The organism is Pseudoalteromonas sp. S3785, assembly GCF_005887365.1.
In the GTDB taxonomy this organism is placed as follows: domain Bacteria; phylum Pseudomonadota; class Gammaproteobacteria; order Enterobacterales; family Alteromonadaceae; genus Pseudoalteromonas.
Window position 1 is genome coordinate 13,110 of record NZ_PNCT01000019.1, and the last position, 22,488, is coordinate 35,597.

Below are 22,488 nucleotides of genomic sequence, written 5' to 3' on the forward strand. Positions count from 1 at the left end.
TTATGGCCGCTGATTTAGAAATGAATGAAATCCATTGGTTAATGGATATGTTTAACACAGTTGATGTGGGCCTAGTTGTACTGGATAGAGACTATAAAGTGTGCGTATGGAATGGCTTTATGGAAAACCATTCAGGGCTATTGCCCAGCGCTGTAAAGGACAAAGATTTATTTGATTTATTTCCCTCAATTGACGAAAAATGGTTTAGAAGTAAGTCAGAGTCTGTATTTGTACTTAAAAACCGCTCGTTTACTATTTGGGAGCAGCAACCTTACATTTTTCGTTTTAAAAATTATCGGCCAATTACTGGTAAAGCGGATTACATGTACCAAAACGCGACTTTTATTCCACTTACCAACACATTGGGCGAAGTAAGCCATATTTGTATTATTATTTACGATGTTACCGATGTGGCAGTAAATAAAAAAGAATTGGAAGATTTAAACAAGCGTTTAGAACAAGTCAGCCAAACTGATAGCCTAACGCAACTGTATAATCGCGGGCATTGGGAAAGCACGCTGCACCAAGAGTTTTTGCGCGTTAAGCGCAGTGGTGGTAGCAGTACACTGTTAATGTTTGATATCGACCATTTTAAAAAAATTAATGATGAGCATGGTCATAGCTGTGGTGATGAGGCGCTTCGCCACCTTTCAGATTTGCTTCGAACGACGCTTCGCGAAACCGACATAGCAGGACGATATGGTGGGGAGGAGTTTGTTGTTACTTTACTTGATACCGACAAACAAGGCGCAGCAACATTCGCCGAGCGCTTAAGAGCACTGATAGAGGCCAACCCTTTTATTTATAAGCATACAAAAATAGAGATGACAGTGAGTGTTGGCTTTGCAGGCAATAGTCCAGAGTTTGCAAAGCATGAACGTTGGATTGAAGCTGCTGATAAAGCGTTGTATTACTCAAAAGAGCATGGTCGTAACAGAGTAACTGATTTTGAGGATATAAAAAATGACGCATAAGCGTCATTTTTATTATGTGCTATTAAAATAATGCTACGTGAGTAATACTTAGCTCTGCGAGCTTGCGCTGTTTTTATGCCCACAAATGCTAATGACTTTTGCTTTTCCACCTTACTTACTCTGAAATATGGCGTGTGTCATCAGCTGGGCATTGGCCAAGCGTAGAGACATCGCCGCTACTTGTCTCTTGCTGTAGTTGCACCTTAAACCCCCATAACCTGTAAAGGTGTTTTAGCACCTCTTTGTGGGAGTCCGCGAGGGGGATATTATTGTGAGGAACATAGCGCAACGTTAAAGAGCGATCGCCCCTAATATCAACATTATACACTTGAATGTTAGGTTCGTGATTGCTCAAATTATACTGCGCTGAAAGCGCTTCGCGTACAGCCCGATAGCCGCTATCGTCATGAATTGCGCCTATTTCAAGATGTGGATTACGGCTATGATCGACAATAGTAAATAACTTAAAGTCACGTATTAGCTTTGGTGATAAAAATTGGCTTATGAAGCTTTCATCTTTAAAATTTTCCATCGCAAAATGCAGAGTGTCAAGCCAATCAGTCCCTGCATACTCAGGAAACCAGCGTCTGTCCTCATCTGTTGGGTTTTCGCAAATACGGCGAATATCTACCATCATATTAAAGCCTAGGGCATAGGGGTTTATACCTGAATAGTAATTGCTGTTATAAGGTGGCTGATAAACCACGTTGGTATGGCTTTGCAAAAACTCCATCATGAATGAGTCGGTTAATTTACCCTCATCATATAAGTGATTTAAAATAGTGTAATGCCAAAAGGTTGCCCACCCTTCGTTCATTACTTGGGTTTGTTTTTGTGGATAAAAATATTGCGATATTTTTCGAACAATACGTATTACTTCTCGCTGCCAAGACTCTAATAGTGGTGCATTTTTCTCGATGAAATATAAGATATTTTCTTGCGGCTCTTGGGGAAAGTGTCTTTCTTGCTTTTTAGCTTCCTGTTGTTGCTTAGGGATAGTACGCCATAGCTCGTTTACTTGTGATTGCATGTAATCTTCACGCTCTTTTTGACGCTTTTGCTCTTCAAAAAGGGATATTTGCTGCGGGCGTTTGTATCTATCTACACCATAATTCATCAATGCGTGACACGAATCAATCAAGTTTTCTACTTGAGTAATGCCATATTTTTCCTCACAACGGCTAATGTAATTTTTAGCAAACACTAAGTAATCTATGATGGAATCGGCGTCAGTCCATGTTTTAAATAAGTAGTTCCCTTTAAAAAATGAATTATGGCCATAACAGGCATGTGCCATAACCAAAGCCTGCATGGGAAGTGTGTTTTCTTCCATTAAATAAGCAATACAGGGATTTGAATTAATAACAATTTCGTAAGCCAGCCCCATTTGGCCACGTTTATAATTTTGTTCTGTTTGGATAAATTTTTTACCATATGACCAATGGCTGTATCCTATTGGCATGCCAACGCTTGAATACGCATCCATCATTTGTTCTGCTGTAATGACTTCGATTTGATTAGGGTAAGTGTCTAATCGGTAATGGGTGGCAACGCGGGCTATTTCAGTTTGGTACTGCTCAAGCAGTTCAAAGGTCCAGTCTGGACCATCACTAATTCGTTCATTATTCATCGTAAACCTCGCTTAGGCTAAGCAGCGCCTTGTTGTTGACGATTTTTTTTAAAGAGCTCCCTAAACATAGGGTAAATATCTTCAACACGTTGTATATGTTGTATAGCAAAGTTGCTATGAGTGTGGGTAATGTTTTGGTATTCGCGCCATAAGCTTTGATGCGCACGCGTGGTAATTTCTATATAAGCAAAGTAACGAACGGCGCTAAGTAACTTATTGCGTAATATTTCTGCGCAGTGGGGGGTATCGTCAGCCCAGTTATCGCCATCGGATGCTTGCGCCGCGTATATGTTCCACTGCTCTGAATCATAACGCTCTTTTATTATATCGTTCATTAATTTAAGGGCACTGGAGACAATAGTGCCTCCCGTTTCCTGAGAATAAAAGAACTCTTGTTCGTCGACCTCTTTAGCTTGTGTATGGTGGCGTATATACACTACCTCAATGTCTTTATAACTACGGGTCAAAAATTGATACAGCAAAATATAAAAACGCTTTGCCATGTCTTTTGTGGCCTGATCCATCGAGCCTGATACATCCATAATACAAAACATAACGGCTTTGCTGGTGGGGTGGGGGCGTTTTTCATAATTACGAAAACGTAAGTCGTAGTTATCGATAAAAGGTACGGATTTTATTTGCTGTTTGAGTTGATCAATTTCCTCTTGCAATAATGCTACGATAGCTTGGTCGCTGGCGGCTTGCTCAAGTTCCATCGCGAGTTGACCTTCAAGCTCTGCTAAGCGCCTTTTTTTACCCGCACTCATGGCGACTCTTCTGGCGAGTGAGCCCTGTAATGAGCGTATTATATCAATATTACTGGGCATACCATCGCTACAAAAACCAGCCCGATGAGTTTTCATTTGTACAAGTTTATCTAGCTGGTTTTCTTGTAAGTTGGGCAGCGCTAAGTCTTCAAAGAGCAAGTCAAGGTATTCATCTTTAGAAATAGAAAACACAAAGTCATCTTGGCCTTCGCCTGAATCACTCGCATTGCCATCGCCTGAACCACCACCTTGGCCGTCTTTGGGGCGCTCAATTTTGTCACCTGTAGAGAATTGATCGTTGCCAGGGTGAATTTGTTCTCTGTCACCCCCTTTACCTTGGTGAAAAATGGGCTCGCTAATATCTCGTTGCGGGATAGATATACTCTCCCCTGAACTAGAGTCGGTAACGCTACGTTTATTAACCGCATCAGATACGGCTTCTTTTATTTGCTTTTTATAGCGCCTAATAAAGCGCTGGCGGTTAAGCGTGCTTTTATTTTTACCATTTAAACGTCTATCTATAAAATGCGCCATACTGTTCCCCCTAAACTACATGAAGGTTACTGCGATTTTCTAACCCGTAAATACCACTCAGAAAGTAAACGCACTTGTTTTTGCGTGTAGCCTTTTTCAACCATGCGGTTAACAAAGTCCTCGTGCTTTTGCTGATCCTCTGCTGAGGTTTTAGTATTAAAGGAGATAACAGGGAGAAGATCCTCAGTGTTTGAGAACATTTTTTTCTCAATAACCGTGCGCAGTTTTTCGTAGCTTGTCCATAGTGGGTTTTTACCATTATTGTGAGCGCGTGCACGTAATACAAAGTTAACTATTTCGTTCCTAAAATCTTTGGGATTAGAAATGCCGGCGGGTTTTTCTATTTTTTCAAGTTCTGCATTTAACGATGCGCGGTCAAATAGTTGTCCTGTATCTGGGTCTCTATATTCTTGATCTTGTATCCAAAAATCAGCATAAATTACATAGCGGTCAAAAATATTTTGCCCATACTCAGAGTACGACTCTAAATAAGCGGTTTGGAGTTCTTTGCCAATAAACTCAACATATTGTGGAATTAAATAGCCTTTTAAAAAGCTTAAATAACGCTCTTCCACTTCAGCACTAAATTGTTCACGCTCTATTTGTTGTTCCAATACATAGAATAAATGCACTGGATTGGCGGCCACTTCAGTGGTATCAAAATTAAATACGCGTGACAAAATTTTAAAAGCAAAACGGGTCGAAAGGCCAGTCATACCCTCATCAACCCCTGCGTAATCACGGTACTCTTGATAAGATTTCGCTTTAGGGTCAGTATCTTTTAGGGTTTCTCCATCGTATACCCGCATTTTTGAATAAATGCTTGAGTTCTCAGGCTCTTTTAAACGAGAAAGCGTAGTAAATTGTGCCAGTGTTTTTAACGTACCTGGTGCACAGGGGGCGCTTGCCAGTTCACTGTGCTGAATGAGTTTGTCGTATATTTTAATTTCCTCGGTAACACGCAAGCAGTAAGGAACTTTTACAATATATACCCTATCTAAAAACGCTTCGTTGTTTTTATTATTTTTAAACGTTTGCCATTCTGACTCATTTGAGTGAGCTAAAATCATGCCGTTAAAGGGCAGGGCGCTAATGCCCTCTGTACCGTTGTAATTCCCCTCTTGCGTTGCGGTAAGGAGTGGATGCAGCACCTTAATAGGTGCTTTAAACATTTCTACAAACTCCATTAAGCCTTGGTTTGCTAAACATAATGAGCCTGAATAAGCGTAAGCGTCTGGATCGTTTTGAGCAAAGTGCTCAAGCTGACGAATATCTACTTTGCCTACCAATGCTGAAATATCTTGATTGTTTTCATCACCAGGCTCGGTTTTGGCTATACCAATTTGATTTAAAATAGAAGGGTAGCGCTTTACAACTCTGAATTGGCTGATGTCACCATTAAATTCTTTTAGTCGTTTTGCAGCCCATGGCGACATAATGGTTTTTAAATAACGGGGCTTAATACCGTATTCTTTTTCAAGCACATTTGCATCTTCTACGGGGTCAAACAAACAAAGCGGGTGGTCGTTTACCGGCGAGCCTTTAATCGAGTATATAGGCACCTGTTGCATTAAGTATTTTAGTTTTTCAGCGATTGAAGATTTACCTCCCCCTACGGGGCCGAGTAAATAAAGGACTTGTTTGCATTCTTCTAGTCCTTGAGCCGCATGTTTTAAATAGGAGACAATTTGCTCTATGGCATCTTCCATGCCGTAAAAGTCTTCAAATGCAGGGTAGCGTGCAACAACTCGATTAGAAAACAAGCGGCTTAAACGTGCGTCGGTTGCAGTATCAACCATTTGTGGTTCACCTATTGCCATAAGTAAGCGCTCGGGTGCGCTGGCATAAGCTGATTTATCATTTTTACAAATTTCTAAAAATTCGCTGATGCTGTATTCTTCTTCTTGTGCTGCTTCGTATCGTGCTTGGTAGTGCTCAAAAATAGTCATAATAACCTCCGAAACCCACTTTAAAAAGGTGCTTACTTTTTAAAGTCTAGTCTCAGTTTGAAATTTTTGTGCAATAAAATTAAAAATTTAAGTGAAAAAAGATCATGTGGCTAATTTATCAATTTAGCACGTATAAAGGCGGCTTAAATTTTTTAAAGGCATAAAAAAAGACGCCGAAGCGCCTTTTTAAAACAGCCTATAGTGGCTAATTAAGCGAAGTTAGCGTTCGCGAATTCCCAGTTAACAAGCGCCCAAAAACCTTTAAGGTAATCTGGACGCACGTTACGGTAATCAATGTAGTATGCGTGTTCCCATAAATCCACAGTTAGGATTGGTGTAACACCTTCGTCTGTAAGCGGCGTTGCTGCGTTAGATGTGTTTACGATATCTAATGAACCGTCAGCTAGTTTAACTAACCATGTCCAGCTAGAGCCAAAGTTGTTAACAGCTTTGTCGTTTAGTGCTTCTTTAAACGCGTCAAATGAGCCCCATTTCGCGTTGATAGCGTCAGCAATTGCACCTGTTGGTTCACCGCCGCCATTTGGAGATAGGCAGTTCCAGTAAAAAGTGTGGTTCCAAATTTGTGCAGCATTGTTAAATACGCCACCTTCAGATGAGCAAACAATCTCTTCTAAAGATTTGTTCTCAAATTCAGTACCTGGAATTAAACCGTTTAATTTAACAACATACGTGTTGTGATGCTTACCGTGGTGATACTCAAGAGTTTCTTTTGAAATGTGAGGCTCAAGTGCATCAATTGCATATGGTAGTGACGGTAGTTCAAATGCCATTTTTTATCTCCATCTTCTTTTGGTTGATAACTCGCTTGGTAGTACGTAATGCCTGATAGAACAGACCACTTACCTATACCAAACGAGAATATAGTGTTACTATAATTGTTGAGTATTTTACTCAAGTTTAAGCAAACAGCAATGCTATTGCTAAAGACTATTTCAATTGCGGCTTTATTTGCCCATTTTAAGTTATATATTTGTGGCCACAATGATTTATTTTCAAGCCCCGGATATATCAAGCTATCGTCATTTTGAGGTTGTAGATGGAAACCATTGATAAAATTAAACAGCAGATTTCTGAAAACCCAATTATCCTTTACATGAAAGGGTCACCTAAATTACCAAATTGTGGTTTTTCTTCACAAGCGTCACAAGCTCTAATGTCATGTGGCGAACCATTTGCCTATGTTGATATTTTACTTAATCCAGATATTCGTGCTGAGCTACCAGCATACGCTAATTGGCCTACCTTCCCACAGCTTTGGGTTGAGGGCGAATTGATAGGTGGTTGCGACATTATTATTGAAATGTTTCAGCGTGGTGAATTACAGCCATTGATCACTGAAACTGCAGCTAAATACAAAGAAGCTGACGCAGAGTAATAGTTACTTTGCTAAACATAATAAAAGCCACGTTTACGTGGCTTTTTAGTGCCTATCTATAACTTTCTTGCGTTTTAATTTATTGATCAGCCTATGATTATAACCAATAATTTGTGCTCAATAGTTAGCAAACTCAGCCCTCATTCCTCGTTTAGATACACCTTAGTAAGCATAAGTAAGCAACAATGCTACTTAATATAAGCGCAAATTTTAATTAAAAAATTGAGTTTTATACCAAGGCGTAATAAGACTTAACCAGCTATGCTGGGCTATACGTATCGCTATCTGCGCTAAAAGATTCTTTTTTAGCACAACCCAATATCGAGTTTTTTGCCTGGCTATCAATACGTTTTTCCAGCCTCAAAATAGAACACTTAATTAAGCGAATTGGTATTAAATAAAAATTCACACCATTTGCACTAAAAACGACACAACAATTCATAACTATACCAATGAACGCTAAAAAAGCGCGATCCTAAACCTTTAATTTATTTAAATTGCATTAAACTATCTAAATGTTAACTAAACCAATAAAGTTTCAATGAATATTTATTCATTAGTCGGGGGCTTTACGTTTACGTAAAGGGTATTTGCTTGCATCCTTTATTTTTACAAAATGTTAAAATTGACACCAGTGTCATGAAAAAATAACGGTTAAATAAGCACTAATTGTTAAAAGTTATGAGTTAAAAAGAAACCTTGCCTTGAAGTGAGAAATATTCAAGAATGTGAATATGTATTCAAAATAATATTGACTCTATTTACTATAGAGGCTAGTTTTGTGCGTCTGTTAGCAAATCGTCGAGCAGTTCATTCACGTTAACAGTGCAGCAAGGGAGGGGTCTATGTTATACGACTCAACATTAGAAAAAGATAATTGTGGCTTTGGCTTAATAGCCCAAGTAAATGGTCAAGCTAGTCATCGGCTTATTCGTACAGCTATTACTGGACTTGATCGCATGCAACACCGCGGTGGTATATCTGCCGATGGTAAAACAGGCGACGGCTGTGGTTTATTACTGCAAAAACCTGACAGTTTTTTTCGTGCCATTGCTAACGAGCATAACTGGCACTTAGGTAAAAATTACGCCGTAGGCATGGTTTTCTTAAATTCAGATCCCGTTTTAGCACAAGCTGCAAAACAGGTTTTATGTGAAGAATTAGAACAAGAAACACTTAAAATACTTGGTTGGCGTGAAGTGCCTACTGACCCTTCAATGCTAGGGCCAATTGCTACACAGCAATTACCTGGTTTTGAACAAATTTTTGTTAGTGCGGCGGAAGGTTGGCGTTCTAAAGATTTAGAGCGACGTTTATATGTAGCACGTCGCCGCGCAGAAAAGCGTTTAGCAGAGGATGAGTCGTTTTATATTGCGAGTTTATCGGGGTTAGTGACTATCTATAAAGGCCTTATGATGCCTGCTGATTTACCTAACTTTTATTTAGACTTAGCTGATATTCGTATGACCAGCGCTATTTGTGTATTCCATCAGCGTTTTTCTACTAATACTCAGCCGCGTTGGCCTTTAGCACAACCATTTAGGTATTTAGCGCATAATGGTGAAATTAATACCATTGAAGGCAACCGCCAATGGGCCCGTGCACGTTCGTATAAGTTTTCATCGCCACTTATTCCTGACTTACAAAGCGCAGCACCGTTTGTAAACGAAACTGGCTCTGACTCATCAAGCCTAGACAATATGCTGGAGCTGTTTTTAGCGGGTGGCATGGATTTATTCCGTGCTATGCGTATGCTTGTGCCACCTGCATGGCAGAAAAATCGTGCTATGGATGATGACTTACGTGCATTTTACGACTTTAACTCTATGCACATGGAGCCGTGGGATGGCCCAGCAGGTATTGTAATGTCTGATGGTCGCTTTGCAGCATGTAACCTTGATAGAAATGGCCTTCGCCCAGCGCGCTATGTTATTACACAAGATGGCTTTATTACACTGGCCTCTGAAGTAGGTATTTGGGATTACACTGCAGATGAAGTGGTCGAAAAAGGCCGTGTAGGGCCAGGCGAGCTTTTAGTAATTGATACTAAATTAGGCAAAATCTGGCACTCAGACGAAATCGATCAAGATTTAAAATCGCGTCACCCTTATAAGTCATGGCTTGAAGAAAATGTTAAACGCCTAACTCCGTTTGAAGAGCTTACCGAACAAGATGCGGGTAATCGCTCATTTGATGACGAAACGCTTGTTAAATACCAAAAAATGTTTGGTTACACTAACGAAGAGCTCGATAGTGTTATTCGCGTAATGGGTGAAAACGGCCAAGAAGCAACAGGCTCAATGGGCGATGACACGCCATTTGCTGTGTTAAGCGAAGGGCATCGTTCTCTGTATGATTACTTCCGTCAAAAGTTTGCGCAAGTAACTAATCCGCCAATCGATCCGCTGCGTGAAAACCACGTAATGTCATTGGCAACGTGTATTGGTAGTGAGCAAAACGTATTTAATGAAACCACAGGCCATGCTAAGCGCCTACAGTTTGATACGCCAATTTTAATGTATGCTGATATGCAGCAGCTACTAAATGCCGATGACGAGCATTACAGCTACTGTAAAATTGATATTACATACACTGCAGAGGAAGGTTTAGAAAAAGCGGTTGCACGTATTTGCGACGCTGCACAAGAAAAAGCAGCTGCCGGCTGTGTAATGCTTATTTTATCTGACCGTAACTTTAGCGAAACCCAATTACCAATTCCTGCTGCAATGGCGGTAGGTGCTGTACAAAAGCGCCTTGTAGATAACAACTTACGTTGTGAGTCGAACATTATTATTGAAACGGGCAGCGTACGCGATGCACACCAATTTGCTGTATTACTTGGGTTTGGTGCAACCGCAATATACCCATACCTTGCATACGAGTCACTGGTTGCGATGAGCGACAGTAAAGTGATTGAAAAATCGTACTGCGAAGTGACGCTTTCGTACCGAAAAGCTATTAATAAAGGCCTTTACAAAATTATGTCTAAAATGGGCATAAGTACGATTGCATCGTACCGTTGTTCAATGCTTTTTGAAGCCGTTGGTTTATCAGATGCCATGATAGAGATGTGTTTTAAAGGTGTTGCAAGCCGTATTAAAGGAGCCTGTTTTAGCGATTTTGATAATGATCAGCAAAAGCTACATAAACTTGCTTTTAGTAAGCGTAAGTTACTCAGCCACGGCGGTTTATTAAAATATGTTCACGGTGGTGAATACCACGCTTACAACCCAGATGTTATTCAAACGCTACAAAAGGCCGTACGTTCAGGCGATTATAAAGACTACTCAGCCTATGCTGATTTAGTTAATAGCCGTCCTATTGCAACGCTGCGCGATATGTTAGCGCTTAAACTACCTGAAAAAGGCATTAGTGTTGACGATGTAGAGCCTGCCGAAAACCTATATAAGCGTTTTGACTCAGCAGCAATGAGTATTGGTGCACTTTCACCAGAGGCGCATGAAGCGCTAGCCATTGCAATGAACCGCCTAGGGGGCTGTTCAAATTCTGGTGAAGGTGGCGAAGACAAACTCCGTTACAACACCGAGAAAAACTCACGAATCAAACAAGTTGCCTCGGGTCGATTTGGTGTAACGCCGCACTACCTTCGTAATGCTGATGTAATTCAAATCAAAGTGGCGCAGGGTGCTAAGCCTGGTGAAGGTGGACAGCTACCGGGTGAAAAAGTAACGCCTTATATTGCTAAACTTCGTTATTCAGTTCCGGGTGTAACACTAATATCACCACCGCCGCACCACGATATTTACTCGATTGAAGATTTAGCTCAGCTAATATTTGATTTAAAACAAGTAAATCCTGAAGCGATGATCTCGGTTAAGTTAGTGTCAGAGCCAGGTGTGGGCACAATTGCTACCGGTGTAGCTAAAGCATATGCTGATTTAATTACAATTTCGGGTTACGACGGTGGCACAGGCGCAAGCCCGCTTACGTCTGTAAAGTATGCAGGTAGCCCTTGGGAGCTTGGCCTTGCAGAAACCCAGCAAGCACTTGTTGAAAATGGCCTTCGTCACCGGATTCGCTTGCAAACAGATGGTGGTTTAAAAACAGGTTTAGATATCATTAAAGCCGCTATTTTAGGTGCTGAGAGCTTTGGCTTTGGTACGGGCCCAATGGTGGCGCTAGGTTGTAAATACCTACGTATTTGTCATTTAAATAACTGTGCGACCGGTGTTGCAACGCAGGATGAAACACTTCGTCAAAAGCATTACCACGGCTTACCAGAAATGGCGATGAACTACTTTAAGTTTATAGCCCAAGAAGCGCGCGAAATTATGGCAAGCTTAGGTGTTGCTAATCTAACTGACTTAATTGGCCGTTTAGATTTACTTGAAGCAATTGAAGGTAAAACAGCGAAGCAAAAGAAAATAGATTTATCGTCTGTGATTGCTCAGCCAAATAACCCAACGGGCGAAACCTTATTTTGTAGTGCGCCAAATAGCTCTCATTATTTAGGTGAACTTAACGAAACGTTACTAGGTAAAGCACAACAAGCAATTGATACTTCTTCGGGTATTTCGCTTGTGAGCCGCATATGCAATACAGACCGTTCAGTTGGCGCAATGCTGTCGGGTTACATCGCCTCAAAGCATGGCAACCAAGGTATGGCTGCAGATCCAGTATCGATTGAGCTACATGGCACTGCAGGACAATCATTTGGTGTTTGGAATGCTGGTGGCCTTGAAATGACCCTTATTGGCGATGCAAACGACTACGTGGGTAAAGGCATGGCTGGTGGTAAGCTTGTTATACGTCCACCACTGGGTTCATCGTTTGAAAGTCATAAAGCGACTATTGCGGGCAACACATGTTTGTACGGTGCTACGGGTGGTAAGTTATTTGCCGCAGGCTGTGCTGGTGAGCGTTTTGCAGTGCGCAACTCTGGCGTGCAAGCCGTTGTTGAAGGCGTAGGTGATAACGGCTGTGAATACATGACTGGCGGCGTTGTATGTGTGCTAGGCAACGTAGGCGTTAACTTTGGTGCGGGTATGACTGGTGGTTTTGCTTATATTTTAGATGAGCGAAGTGACTTTGAAAAACGCATTAATCCAGAGCTTGTAGAAGTAGTAACACTTGATGATTTAAGCTCGCACCAAGAGCATTTGCGCGGCCTTATAGCCGAGCATTTAGAGCTTACAGGTTCATGTCGAGCAGAAACCATTTTAGCTAATTTTGAACTGTATTTACCTATGTTCAAACTAGTTAAACCAAAATCAAGTGATGTAAAAAGTTTACTCGGGCACCGCGCTCGTAGTAGCGCAGAACTTCGTGTTCAAGCGCAATAAGGGGGCAGTATGAGCGAAAATGTATATCAATTTATAGACGTGCAGCGTGTTGATCCACGCAAAAAACCAATCTCGGCGCGTAAAAAATCTTTCGTGGAAATTTACGAACCCTTTTCTGAGAATCAGGTAAATTCACAAGCTGACCGTTGTTTAGATTGTGGTAACCCTTACTGTGAATGGAAATGCCCAGTGCATAACTACATTCCTCAGTGGTTAAAATTAATTAGAACTGGCCGTATTTTAGAAGCGGCTGAGCTTTCTCATCGTACAAACAGTTTGCCAGAGGTATGTGGACGTGTTTGCCCACAAGACAGACTGTGTGAAGGGTCATGTACGCTTGATGAAGAGTTTGGCGCAGTAACAATAGGTAATATTGAAAAATACATTACCGATACCGCATTTAAAATGGGCTGGAAGCCAGACATGTCATACGTGACATGGACGGATAAAAAAGTAGCTATTATTGGTGCGGGCCCGGCTGGTTTAGGGTGTGCTGATATTTTAGTGCGTAACGGTGTAAAACCAGTGGTTTTTGACCGTCATCCTGAAATTGGGGGCTTACTTACTTTTGGTATTCCTTCTTTCAAACTTGAAAAAGAAGTAATGCAAAAACGTCGTGAAATTTTCACCGAAATGGGTGTGGAATTTAAGCTAAACGTTGAAGTGGGTGCAGATATCACCATGGACGAAATTTTAGCTGACTACGACGCGGTATTTTTAGGTGTAGGTACATATCAGAGTATGCGCGCTGGTCTTGAAAACGAAGACGCGCCAGGCGTACACGATGCACTGCCATTTTTAATTGGTAACACAAATCGCGTTATGGGTTACGATGAAAAAAACCAAGCGTGCATTGATATGGCCAATCAAAAGGTTGTGGTACTTGGCGGTGGTGATACCGCGATGGACTGTGTGCGAACTTCTATTCGCCAAAATGCGGCTAAAGTAACGTGTGCTTATCGTCGTGATGAAGAAAATATGCCAGGCTCTAAACGTGAAGTTAAAAACGCTAAAGAAGAAGGTGTAAACTTTACTTTTAATGTACAGCCAACGGGCATTGTACTTGATGATAATGGCCATGTTGCAGGCGTTAAAATGGTTAAAACTCAACTTGGTGAGCCTGATGAAAACGGCCGTAGCCGAGCAGAAGTAGTACCAGGCTCAGAGCACGTACTTGAGGCAGACCAAGTTATTATGGCGTTTGGCTTTAAACCACACAAACTGGACTGGTTAGAAAAGTATGATGTAGAAATTAACCACTGGGGCGGCATTAACGCACCAGAGCAAGGTGAATTTACTCATCAAACAACGAACCCAAAAATATTTGCAGGTGGCGATATAGTGAGAGGCTCTGATTTAGTTGTAACAGCTATTTTTGAAGGCCGTAACGCTGCTGAAGGTATTATGGATTATTTAGAGGTTTAATTACCGCGTTACATTTTTAAATGTAATAAAGGCACGTTAAGGGGCTTAATGCCGATCAACTAAGACATATTTAATGATCCATTGACCGAGCTACTGGTTAATATATAAAGGCTTCTGAATCAATTCAGAAGCCTTTTCTTTTACAACTCACTACCGCAATTTCTCTGCCAATGGGTATGCATTAAACACAGAATGACTAGGGCAGCCCAGTGATTTCCTTTGTCCAGTGTTTATTAAGCAATGTGCAGGACTTGTAGGTGAAGCAACGATAAGACGTAAAAGATTATCTGCCGAGATGGCAGTATAAACCGTCATTTGTATGTCACTTTATCGCGAAGACCCACGCAGGAGTATTGTCAGTAAATTAAGTTTAGCATTGCCCAGTAAAACAAGAGCGAGCTTATCCAAGGTATGTGCTACCTAAACCCAGTAAGTGCCCCAATAAAAACCCCAGATAGCTCTTAACTGATAGGCTCGCTTCTTTAAGTGAAAAAGTATTAAAAAATTGCCATTAACCAATAATTAACGAGTAAATCTTGCTTAAAGTGCTATTTCAGTACAAACTTGCAGCTAACTTCTTTTTTGAATCCTCGGATAATGAGTTTTTAAAGCTCACTTGCAATTAAAAAATAATAATATGAATGCATACTCAGACAACAGAGAAAGAAAGCTAATTGTACGCTTTTTTTCGACTATCGGATTTATAGCTACCTTCGCTATGGCGTGTAATGCATTGTCTAATACTGATGTAATACTTGGTACTATGCTGTTAGTTTCTGCGGGGTTTTATGCGTGGGCTTTTAGCCTTTACCGTGCAGTCGAAAAATCAGCGACGACCATTTTATATAATCTTTACTGTTTAATGCTCTATTTAGTGATCACGGGCGGAGCTGAAGGAACCGGCCCCATTTGGATATTTATTGTATCACCGGTGACTTATTCAATCAGAGGTCTTAAAAAAGGAACTGTTGATATCATTGCTTTTTTATTTGCAGTGATCGCCGGATTTATCATCACAGATAGTTTTAATATTTACGATTACCAACCTGAAGCACTGCCGCTGAGGGTCGTTATCTCCTTTATTATTGTGGCTTTATTAAGCGGTTTTTACGAGCGCTCACGCGAAAAATACAATGAAAAAATAGTTGCGCTAAGTATCAAAAATGAACGCCTCGCCACAATAGATCATTTAACTGATTTACCAAATAGACGTTTTATGATGAAAGAGCTGGCGCAGCTTAAACATCTTCATAAAAAAACTAAACAGCCTTATGTAATTTTGTTAGCTGATGTTGATAACTTCAAAAAAATTAATGACAACTACGGCCACGACTTTGGTGATGAAGCGTTAACTCAACTTGCCAATATTTTAAAAAAGAGTTTGCCAAAGCAAGCTATAGCTTCGCGTTGGGGCGGTGAAGAGTTTTTAATTGCATTACCAAACAGCGACAAAGAGCCGGGGCAGAGTATTGCAGAAAAAATTCATGCAGAATTACAAAAAAATCCAGTGCGTATGAATGGAAACTCGGTGGTATTAACTATAAGTATAGGGCTTGCGCAAAGCCAGTTAACTACAACTATAGCCCAAGACATAAAACTGGCCGACGAGTTGTTATACAAAGCAAAAGAGCAAGGTAAAAATAGAACGTGCTCTTAGCACCTATATTAGTCAGTCCATAGAAAAGCTATCAAGGCTTGGGCGGCTTTTACTTTTTCGCCGCTGCACACTTAAATAGCATATTGCACTGCACAGTATTTGTGCTAGTAAAAGTAACCATTGATGATTAGCCACAATGTTGCCAATAATAAACCACTGCCATACACTCACAGTTACTTGATAAACCAATATAATTTTTAAAAAGCTAAAAAGCTTTTGTTTAAATTCTGCGTGCTTAAATTTACTAAACCCAATAAGCAAAAAGCTCAAAACTACAAGTAGCCACCCAGTAACATGGCAAAAATTTATCAGCATGTTTTGCATTTAAAACGTCTCTCCACTTTTGTAGCAAAAGTATAACTTAGGCGTGTGCCATAATAAGCTCTTTAGCATTTGCCTTAGCGGTTTTACTTATATTGTCGCCACCAAGCAAGCGCGCAATTTCGTTAATGCGTCCGTCTTTATTTAGGCTGAGCATTTGGGTAAAAGTCTCACCTTGTGCAATTTCTTTTGCTACAAAAAACTGCTGGTGCGCACTGCTTGCAACCTGCGGTAGATGAGTTACACAAATAACCTGTGTTGATTTTCCTAGTTGGCGTAGTAACTTCCCTACAGAGGAAGCGGTAGGGCCTGATATTCCAACGTCAACTTCGTCAAAAATAAGCGTTGGCGTTGTCACTTTTTGTGCAATAATCACCTGTATAGCTAAGCTTATACGCGACAACTCACCACCCGAGGCTACTTTAGCTAAAGGCTGTAATGGCTGGCCAGGATTAGTAGAGACCAAAAACGAAACACTATCAAAACCTAGTGCGTTGGGTTGGCGTTCAACTTCTTGGTTAAGCTGAATTTCAAAGACCCCATTTTCCATCGACAGGTTAGCCATGCTGTCACTAATTAGTTGGTTTAAGGTATTAGCATATTTTTGACGGCTTTCGCTTAATTGTTCGCCGGCTTTTTGGTATGCACTGAGCGCATTACTTATTTCATCGTCTAATTGTGCCAAACGTGAACTATTGTTGCTAATTGACTCCAGCTCTTGTGTTAAACCTTGATGAAACTCAACCAGCTCTTGTGGCTTTATGTGATGCTTACGGGCTAAGTCCATTGCGCCACTTAAGCGGGTTTCCACCTCTGTTAATCGGGTGGGGTCTAGGTCGGCTTGCTCTGCATAGTTTCTTACTTCTCTGCTTGCTTCTTCTACTTGAACTGCGGCTTCATCTAATAATGCAGCCACACCAGCTAAACTTTCATCATAATTTGCAAGCTCGGCAAATTGCTGTGCGCTGTGTTGAAGCATAGAGCAGGCATTTTGTTCATCACTTTCGTATAGGTGCTGCAGTTCGCGCTGACACGCTTCTAAAATAGTTTGGCTATTACTTAGTTTGTAGTGTTCGGCTTCTATTTTTTCAAACTCGCCGTCTTGTAAGGCAAATTCGTCTAATTCGGCAACTTGGTATTCGAGTAATTGTTTTTGCGCAGCTTGCTGTAGCTGCTGTTGCTCAAGCTGTTTAAATTCTTTTTGTAGGTTTGCATAGAGCTTATAGCTTTGACTAACCGCTTTTACAAGCTGGTTATGGCCTGCATAGGCGTCAAGCAGCTGCAGCTGGTGTTCAGCTTTTAAAAGGTGCTGATGAGCATGTTGCCCGTGAATAGAAATTAAGTATTGTCCCAGCTCTTTAAGTTGAGCGGCTGTAACAGCGCTGCCATTGATATAGCTTTTACTTCGACCATTTTTACATACAACACGTCTAAGTAGGCATTCGTTGTCGTTACTGGTGAGCATGTGTTGTTCTAAAAATGCTTTGGCAAGAGGGAGAGCAGTTAAATCAAATTGTGCACACACTTCGGCTTTATCTGTACCTGGGCGAACAGCCGACGCTTCAGCGCGTTCGCCAAGGCACAGTGAAAGAGCATCAATGGCAATAGATTTACCCGCGCCGGTTTCACCCGTTATCGCCGTCATGCCGTTATGCCACTCAGTGCTTAAATTACTTACAATTGCAAAATTTTTAATTTCTAAACCAATTAACATACTGTTCATCCATCCAGTGAATTAACTGTTAATTTATACAGTGTTTAGGTTTTTTGCAAATTAATTTTTTACTTTTTAAGAAACACTGGCATTTTGAGAAAGCTGTTCATCAGTATTCGCACTTTCATCAGAAGGGCCTTCTTCAGTATTTTCAAGGGGTTCGCTAGGATTTACAGGTGTGTCAGTTTTAATTTGTAGAATTAATGAAGGTAAAATTTCTTGATAAAACGCTTTATTAAAAAGTATACCTTGTTGCGGTAACTCACTCACAAAGTACTGTATATTGTCTTGCAGAGCTTGTGTATTTTCATTTAGCACTGCTTTTTGAAACTCAATCGAAAGCGTACTTATTAAACTGTCGTTAATATCTTCTAAATGCTGTAGGTTTTCCTCTGTATGAGGTTGAACCACAAAAAAGTTACTCACAATTGCCTGAATTTGCGCTACATATTTAGGTCTTATTATTTTGGCTTCTAATAAATTGTTAAGCTTAGTTTTAAGACGAGTGTTTACGTGGGCAACACGTTCGTTAAATTGTTTTTTTTTGATTTCTAGGGCTTTTTTTCTATTGTTTTCAACCCTAATGTAAGCGCCAAGCAAAGTGATAAGTAATAACAAAGCAAAGATAACAACATAAGTCATTGCTAGATATTCCTAGTTTGATTAATTTTTATTTGTTTTGTATTTTGCGCTAAAGCACTACACATGGCAATAAAATTAGTATAAACGGCTGCCCCAATTAAGTTTAGTACGTAAAACGTTGTAGTAAGAGTAGTTTTTTGGGTGAATTAAGCGCAGTTTTCTATCTGCTTTTTTAATTACGACTTCATCGCCGGGTAAAACGGCAAGCACGACATGGCTGTCGCAACTGACTTGTAAACTGTCGGTGTTATCAAGGCTTAACTTTAAACGTACCTCATTATCTGCATCAACAACTAATGGCCTGCTCGATAATGTATGCGGAAACATAGGTACGAGTGAAATAGCATTAAGCTCAGGCGTTAAAATGGGACCACCACCCGATAAAGAATAAGCTGTAGAGCCTGTTGGGGTTGATACAATTAAACCATCAGAGCGTTGAGAAAACACAAAGTCATTATTGATAAAAGCCTCAAACTCAATCATGTGGGCTACTTTATCGGCATGCAGCACCGCTTCGTTGACGGCTGAATTGGCGCTTTTAAGTTCATTATGACGGTATACTTCTACTTCGAGTAAAAAACGTTTCTCTTCTAAATAGTCGCCACTTAATACTTGCTCAAGGCTGCCTTCAAAGCCTTCGGGGTTTAAATCGGTTAAAAAGCCCAAATTACCCCTGTTAACCCCAATTACAGCGACATCAAAGCGTGCCAACACACGTGCAGCACCAAGCATATTGCCATCACCCCCTACAACAATAGCAAGGTCAGCTTGTTCGCCTAAGCTAACAAGGTCAACTTGATGCGTATCAGGCACATCAGATAATTGCCCGCCGGTGCGCTTTTCTACAATCACTGTAAAGCCAAGAGCCGATAAAAAAGTATGTAAACGTTGTAACGTAGCCGCAGCTTTAGGGTGGTTTGGCTTACCTATAAGGCCAATAATTTTAAACGGTGAGTGCATAATGGCTGCAATAATAGTAATAATATTTTTGTAGAGTAACTCAAAACACAAATGTTTGAAAACATAGATTTAGCTATATGATAATGATTCAATTAAGGCTTTATATTACAAAGCTGCTAAGTAATAGTTATTAGCTTAATATATTAAATTCCACTTTAACTTTGGTATTTACTGTTTAAAAATAGTGCTTGCAGCGTTTTATTGGAATACCTGCAATAGCATATTCACTTAAAGCGTGCTTTAGGCTTGAATTTGTTTTAACTGCCCCGATATCTCTTTCATGCAACAAGATGTAGATAACATGAATATAAACCCTCGAGATCAACAAATTTTTTCAGCAGTGATGAGCCTTTATTGTAATGGTGAAGGATTGCCCGTTCCATCAACAAAAATAGCGAAGCAAAAAGGCATGGCGGTATGCTCTGCCACTGTACGAAATGCTATGGCGCGACTTGAAAAAGTAGGCTTGTTATATTCCCCCCATACATCAGCAGGGCGTGTGCCAACAAACCAAGGGTTTGATTATTGGTTTGATGAGTTTTTTCCGTTAGCTGATATTGCAAATTATTGGCAGCCAGAGCAAACACAGTTAGTTGAGCTTGCGCATGGGCTGAGCCAAAAGTATCAAGTATGTTGCTGCGTTGGCCTACCTCAGGCAAGTTCACAACAAGTATTTAGAGTAGAAGTGCTGGAGTTCGATTCTAACAATTGGTTGGTATTGCTCATAGACAGGGCAGGGCAAAGCCACAATATTTGCATCAACAAACCTGATGACTCATCAGACGCAGTGCGCTATCAATTTGCTACTTGGCTAAACACGGTTTTCAGCCAACAAACTTTAATGGAGGGTTTGTACCGCATGCAAGCCATGGCAAACACCGCACCGCGTAACTGCCATGACTCACTCACACAGTGGACACGTCAACTTAGTCAAAAGTTAGGGTCTGATAACAGCATTGTCGTCGGCGAAAACTATTTATATAAAAAAATCGACTGCGAACAAAGCTTAAATATTGGCGTTTCATTTTTAAATTTTGTCGAAGATAAACTCGCATTTAAAAATGGTGTATCAGTATTAAACACTGAAAACTTACCGTTTACTGACTGCAATGAGCTGATTGTAATTAGTGTTCCGTATTTTCAGGAGCAAGAATATCAAAGCCGTTTTTGCGTAATTTGTCCTAAATCGGCGCAAATTGAACAATTAATCCAAGAATTTAAATTATTAGAGCCATCTAACTCTTGAATCTTTTTATTCAATCCCCATAATTACCGCAGTTGTAAAGAATTGGAGCACGTATTTTATGTCTGAGCAGACACAAAACCCAGAGCAAGAAGTAGAACTAAACGAAGAAGTAGCTCAAATGGAAGCTGATGTTGAGGCTGCAGTAGAAGCCGCAGAGCAGCATGAAGCAGACCAAGAGCAAAGCCCTGAAGCTGAGATTGCAATGTTATATGCAGAGCTTGAAGCTGCAAAACAAACAATTGCAGATCAAAAAGACAGTGTTGTACGCGCCGCCGCAGATGTAGATAATATTCGTCGTCGTGCCGCACAAGACGTAGAAAAAGCACATAAATTTGCACTGGAAAAGTTTGCTAACGAATTACTACCGGTAATCGATAACCTAGAGCGCGCTATTGAGTTTTCTGATAAAGAAAACGAAACCTTAAAGCCAGTGCTTGAAGGTATTGATATGACAGTTAAAAGCTTCAACGATGCAGTTGCAAAGTTTGGCGTTGAAATTGTTAACCCACAAGGTGAGCAGTTTAATCCGGAATTCCATCAGGCTATGTCTATCCAGCCGAGTAACGATGTATCACCAAATACAGTACTTGCAGTAATGCAAAAAGGCTATACTTTAAATGGCCGTTTATTGCGCCCAGCTATGGTTATGGTATCTAAAGAAGCCGACGCTTAATTATTTACTGCTTGTTATAAAAAATGCCTCATGATGAGGCATTTTTTTTGTCTATTTTATAGTGGATTAATTGCACAAGTATAGTCAGTAGCACAGCGCTAAACATTAAGCTCGAAAACGGCACAGCACTTTTAGCATGCATAACTGCCAGAAGAGGACCTACAAGTGCGCCACTGCCAAAGCGCAGCGTACCGATGACAGCTGTAGCGGTGCCGGTGTTTTTTTCAAACTTCATTAATATCAACGAATCAGCATTACTCGCTGTTACCCCTAAGCTCATCATTAATGGCGCAATAGCCACTACAATATAATATAAAGAAAGGTGTAACAAACTAAATGTTAGTAGTGCCAGCCCTGATATAAATCCGCATACAAGCCCTACGTAAAGCATTTTACGAGAACCAAGCCTTGGTACAATTCGCGTATTTAAAAAGTTACCAAACATCAGTGCCATCACGTTAAAGGCAAATAGCACACCAAATAATTGCTCAGATACCTTATATAAATCTAAATATACAAACGGTACTGAGGTTAAAAAACAAAAAAAGCCAAACGAGACAAACATCGAGCTTAAAATATCTGCACGGGCATCTTTATTACTCAGCACAGTTTTATAACTGTCAAAAAACAAGGCTAGGCCTTTTTTTTCATTTTTATGAATGGGGATATCTATTAAATATACTTGAACAAGCGCTAATATTAAAAAGCTATATCCAGCAAGCACTAAGAATATAGTAGACCATACCGAAAACCCTAAAATAAATGACCCAACAGAGGGAGCAACTAAGGGGGCTACCATCATAATCATAGAAACATACGACATGCCTTTAGCGGTGTTTTTTTGATAAATATGCCTAATTATGCCAGGCACAACCACCGTGGCGGCCGCTCCAGTGAATGCTTGCACTGCTCTAAGCACCCAAAAAGTGTGTATTTCACTGCTAAAGGCCAGCGCAAATGAGCTTGCACCAAATAAGGTTAAGCCAATACGGGCTAGTTTTCGCCGTCCGAGTTGATCGGCAACAGGGCCAAAAAATAGCATACCTAACGAGTAGCCAGCCAAATAAATACTTAGCGAAATTTGTACATTTGGCATACTGGTTTGTAAATCGTTCGCTATAACCAACATGGCTGGTAAATACATATCAATAGCTAATGGCGTTATAGCCACAATACTGGCTAACAAAGGTAACAATATTCGGGTATTAAAAGACGAGGCCGAGGCGTCCATGTAATCACTCAACATTCACTAAAAACAGGGCCTACAGTGTAACAGGGCAAAGCAAGGGGATAAACT

Annotated in this window: 16 protein-coding genes; 7 read left to right on the forward strand and 9 right to left on the reverse strand. The window is 40.5% G+C overall.

All coding sequences use genetic code 11. The features are described from left to right. Window positions 1-2 precede the first annotated feature (2 nt). The gene (locus CWC17_RS05185; protein ID WP_138542308.1) at window positions 3-974 is read left to right on the forward strand and encodes a sensor domain-containing diguanylate cyclase; all 972 of its coding nucleotides are present in this window, start codon (window positions 3-5) and stop codon (window positions 972-974) included. Between the two features lie 115 nt (window positions 975-1,089). Here CWC17_RS05185 and CWC17_RS05190 read toward each other — a convergent pair whose 3' ends face one another. The 4 genes from CWC17_RS05190 to CWC17_RS05205 form a co-directional block, all read right to left on the reverse strand. Further along, window positions 1,090-2,604 (reverse strand): SpoVR family protein, encoded by a 1,515-nt coding sequence (locus tag CWC17_RS05190; protein ID WP_138612282.1) that lies wholly within the window; start codon window positions 2,602-2,604, stop codon window positions 1,090-1,092. A 17-nt stretch (window positions 2,605-2,621) separates the two neighbouring features. After that, window positions 2,622-3,905, reverse strand: coding sequence for a YeaH/YhbH family protein (locus tag CWC17_RS05195; protein WP_138612283.1), 1,284 nt, complete (start codon window positions 3,903-3,905; stop codon window positions 2,622-2,624). A 26-nt stretch (window positions 3,906-3,931) separates the two neighbouring features. Beyond that, complete coding sequence (locus CWC17_RS05200; RefSeq protein WP_055015232.1) at window positions 3,932-5,854, reverse strand: PrkA family serine protein kinase; 1,923 nt, start codon at window positions 5,852-5,854, stop codon at window positions 3,932-3,934. 209 nt (window positions 5,855-6,063) lie between these two features. Beyond that, a complete protein-coding gene (locus CWC17_RS05205; RefSeq protein WP_138612284.1) occupies window positions 6,064-6,645 on the reverse strand; it encodes a Fe-Mn family superoxide dismutase in 582 nt (193 codons plus the stop codon). 266 nt (window positions 6,646-6,911) lie between these two features. On the opposite strand from CWC17_RS05205, the gene CWC17_RS05210 reads away from it, so the two are divergent. The 4 genes from CWC17_RS05210 (at window position 6,912) to CWC17_RS05225 (ending at window position 15,635) form a co-directional block, all read left to right on the forward strand. Beyond that, window positions 6,912-7,250, forward strand: a complete 339-nt coding sequence (locus CWC17_RS05210) for a Grx4 family monothiol glutaredoxin (protein ID WP_016709200.1) — start codon at window positions 6,912-6,914, stop codon at window positions 7,248-7,250. 845 nt (window positions 7,251-8,095) lie between these two features. Then, on the forward strand, window positions 8,096-12,553 hold the full coding sequence (gene gltB / locus CWC17_RS05215; protein ID WP_138612285.1) for a glutamate synthase large subunit: 4,458 nt from the start codon (window positions 8,096-8,098) through the stop codon (window positions 12,551-12,553). A 9-nt stretch (window positions 12,554-12,562) separates the two neighbouring features. Next, on the forward strand, window positions 12,563-13,978 hold the full coding sequence (locus CWC17_RS05220; RefSeq protein WP_138612286.1) for a glutamate synthase small subunit GltD family protein: 1,416 nt from the start codon (window positions 12,563-12,565) through the stop codon (window positions 13,976-13,978). 637 nt (window positions 13,979-14,615) lie between these two features. Continuing rightward, entirely contained in the window at window positions 14,616-15,635 is a 1,020-nt protein-coding gene (locus CWC17_RS05225) for a GGDEF domain-containing protein (RefSeq protein ID WP_249935891.1), read from the forward strand. A gap of 12 nt (window positions 15,636-15,647) precedes the next feature. Here CWC17_RS05225 and CWC17_RS05230 read toward each other — a convergent pair whose 3' ends face one another. From CWC17_RS05230 to nadK, 4 genes are all read right to left on the reverse strand, one after another. Further along, complete coding sequence (locus tag CWC17_RS05230) at window positions 15,648-15,959, reverse strand: hypothetical protein (protein WP_138612287.1); 312 nt, start codon at window positions 15,957-15,959, stop codon at window positions 15,648-15,650. Between the two features lie 37 nt (window positions 15,960-15,996). Further along, window positions 15,997-17,670 (reverse strand): DNA repair protein RecN, encoded by a 1,674-nt coding sequence (gene recN, locus CWC17_RS05235; protein ID WP_055015225.1) that lies wholly within the window; start codon window positions 17,668-17,670, stop codon window positions 15,997-15,999. Between the two features lie 75 nt (window positions 17,671-17,745). After that, window positions 17,746-18,312, reverse strand: coding sequence for a hypothetical protein (locus CWC17_RS05240; RefSeq protein WP_138612288.1), 567 nt, complete (start codon window positions 18,310-18,312; stop codon window positions 17,746-17,748). Window positions 18,313-18,387: 75 nt separating this feature from the next. Further along, the gene (gene nadK, locus CWC17_RS05245; protein WP_055015249.1) at window positions 18,388-19,272 is read right to left on the reverse strand and encodes an NAD(+) kinase; all 885 of its coding nucleotides are present in this window, start codon (window positions 19,270-19,272) and stop codon (window positions 18,388-18,390) included. Between the two features lie 280 nt (window positions 19,273-19,552). On the opposite strand from nadK, the gene CWC17_RS05250 reads away from it, so the two are divergent. Together CWC17_RS05250 and grpE are read left to right on the forward strand one after the other, a co-directional pair. Beyond that, the gene (locus tag CWC17_RS05250) at window positions 19,553-20,518 is read left to right on the forward strand and encodes an HrcA family transcriptional regulator (protein ID WP_055015223.1); all 966 of its coding nucleotides are present in this window, start codon (window positions 19,553-19,555) and stop codon (window positions 20,516-20,518) included. A 58-nt stretch (window positions 20,519-20,576) separates the two neighbouring features. Further along, a complete protein-coding gene (gene grpE / locus CWC17_RS05255) occupies window positions 20,577-21,191 on the forward strand; it encodes a nucleotide exchange factor GrpE (RefSeq protein ID WP_138542315.1) in 615 nt (204 codons plus the stop codon). Between the two features lie 28 nt (window positions 21,192-21,219). Here grpE and CWC17_RS05260 read toward each other — a convergent pair whose 3' ends face one another. Next, a complete protein-coding gene (locus CWC17_RS05260) occupies window positions 21,220-22,422 on the reverse strand; it encodes a Bcr/CflA family multidrug efflux MFS transporter (RefSeq protein WP_138612289.1) in 1,203 nt (400 codons plus the stop codon). Between the last annotated feature and the right edge of the window lie 66 nt (window positions 22,423-22,488).

Coding starts and splice junctions, on each gene's coding strand:
- CWC17_RS05260 (WP_138612289.1), bottom strand. CDS start 22,422: ATGGACGCCTCGGCCTCGTCTTTTAATACCCGAATATTGTTACCTTTG.
- CWC17_RS05195 (WP_138612283.1), bottom strand. CDS start 3,905: ATGGCGCATTTTATAGATAGACGTTTAAATGGTAAAAATAAAAGCACG.
- CWC17_RS05250 (WP_055015223.1), top strand. CDS start 19,553: ATGCAACAAGATGTAGATAACATGAATATAAACCCTCGAGATCAACAA.
- CWC17_RS05185 (WP_138542308.1), top strand. CDS start 3: ATGGCCGCTGATTTAGAAATGAATGAAATCCATTGGTTAATGGATATG.
- nadK (WP_055015249.1), bottom strand. CDS start 19,272: ATGCACTCACCGTTTAAAATTATTGGCCTTATAGGTAAGCCAAACCAC.
- CWC17_RS05225 (WP_249935891.1), top strand. CDS start 14,616: ATGAATGCATACTCAGACAACAGAGAAAGAAAGCTAATTGTACGCTTT.
- gltB (WP_138612285.1), top strand. CDS start 8,096: ATGTTATACGACTCAACATTAGAAAAAGATAATTGTGGCTTTGGCTTA.
- CWC17_RS05200 (WP_055015232.1), bottom strand. CDS start 5,854: ATGACTATTTTTGAGCACTACCAAGCACGATACGAAGCAGCACAAGAA.
- CWC17_RS05210 (WP_016709200.1), top strand. CDS start 6,912: ATGGAAACCATTGATAAAATTAAACAGCAGATTTCTGAAAACCCAATT.
- grpE (WP_138542315.1), top strand. CDS start 20,577: ATGTCTGAGCAGACACAAAACCCAGAGCAAGAAGTAGAACTAAACGAA.
- CWC17_RS05205 (WP_138612284.1), bottom strand. CDS start 6,645: ATGGCATTTGAACTACCGTCACTACCATATGCAATTGATGCACTTGAG.
- CWC17_RS05190 (WP_138612282.1), bottom strand. CDS start 2,604: ATGAATAATGAACGAATTAGTGATGGTCCAGACTGGACCTTTGAACTG.
- CWC17_RS05240 (WP_138612288.1), bottom strand. CDS start 18,312: ATGACTTATGTTGTTATCTTTGCTTTGTTATTACTTATCACTTTGCTT.
- recN (WP_055015225.1), bottom strand. CDS start 17,670: ATGTTAATTGGTTTAGAAATTAAAAATTTTGCAATTGTAAGTAATTTA.
- CWC17_RS05220 (WP_138612286.1), top strand. CDS start 12,563: ATGAGCGAAAATGTATATCAATTTATAGACGTGCAGCGTGTTGATCCA.
- CWC17_RS05230 (WP_138612287.1), bottom strand. CDS start 15,959: ATGCAAAACATGCTGATAAATTTTTGCCATGTTACTGGGTGGCTACTT.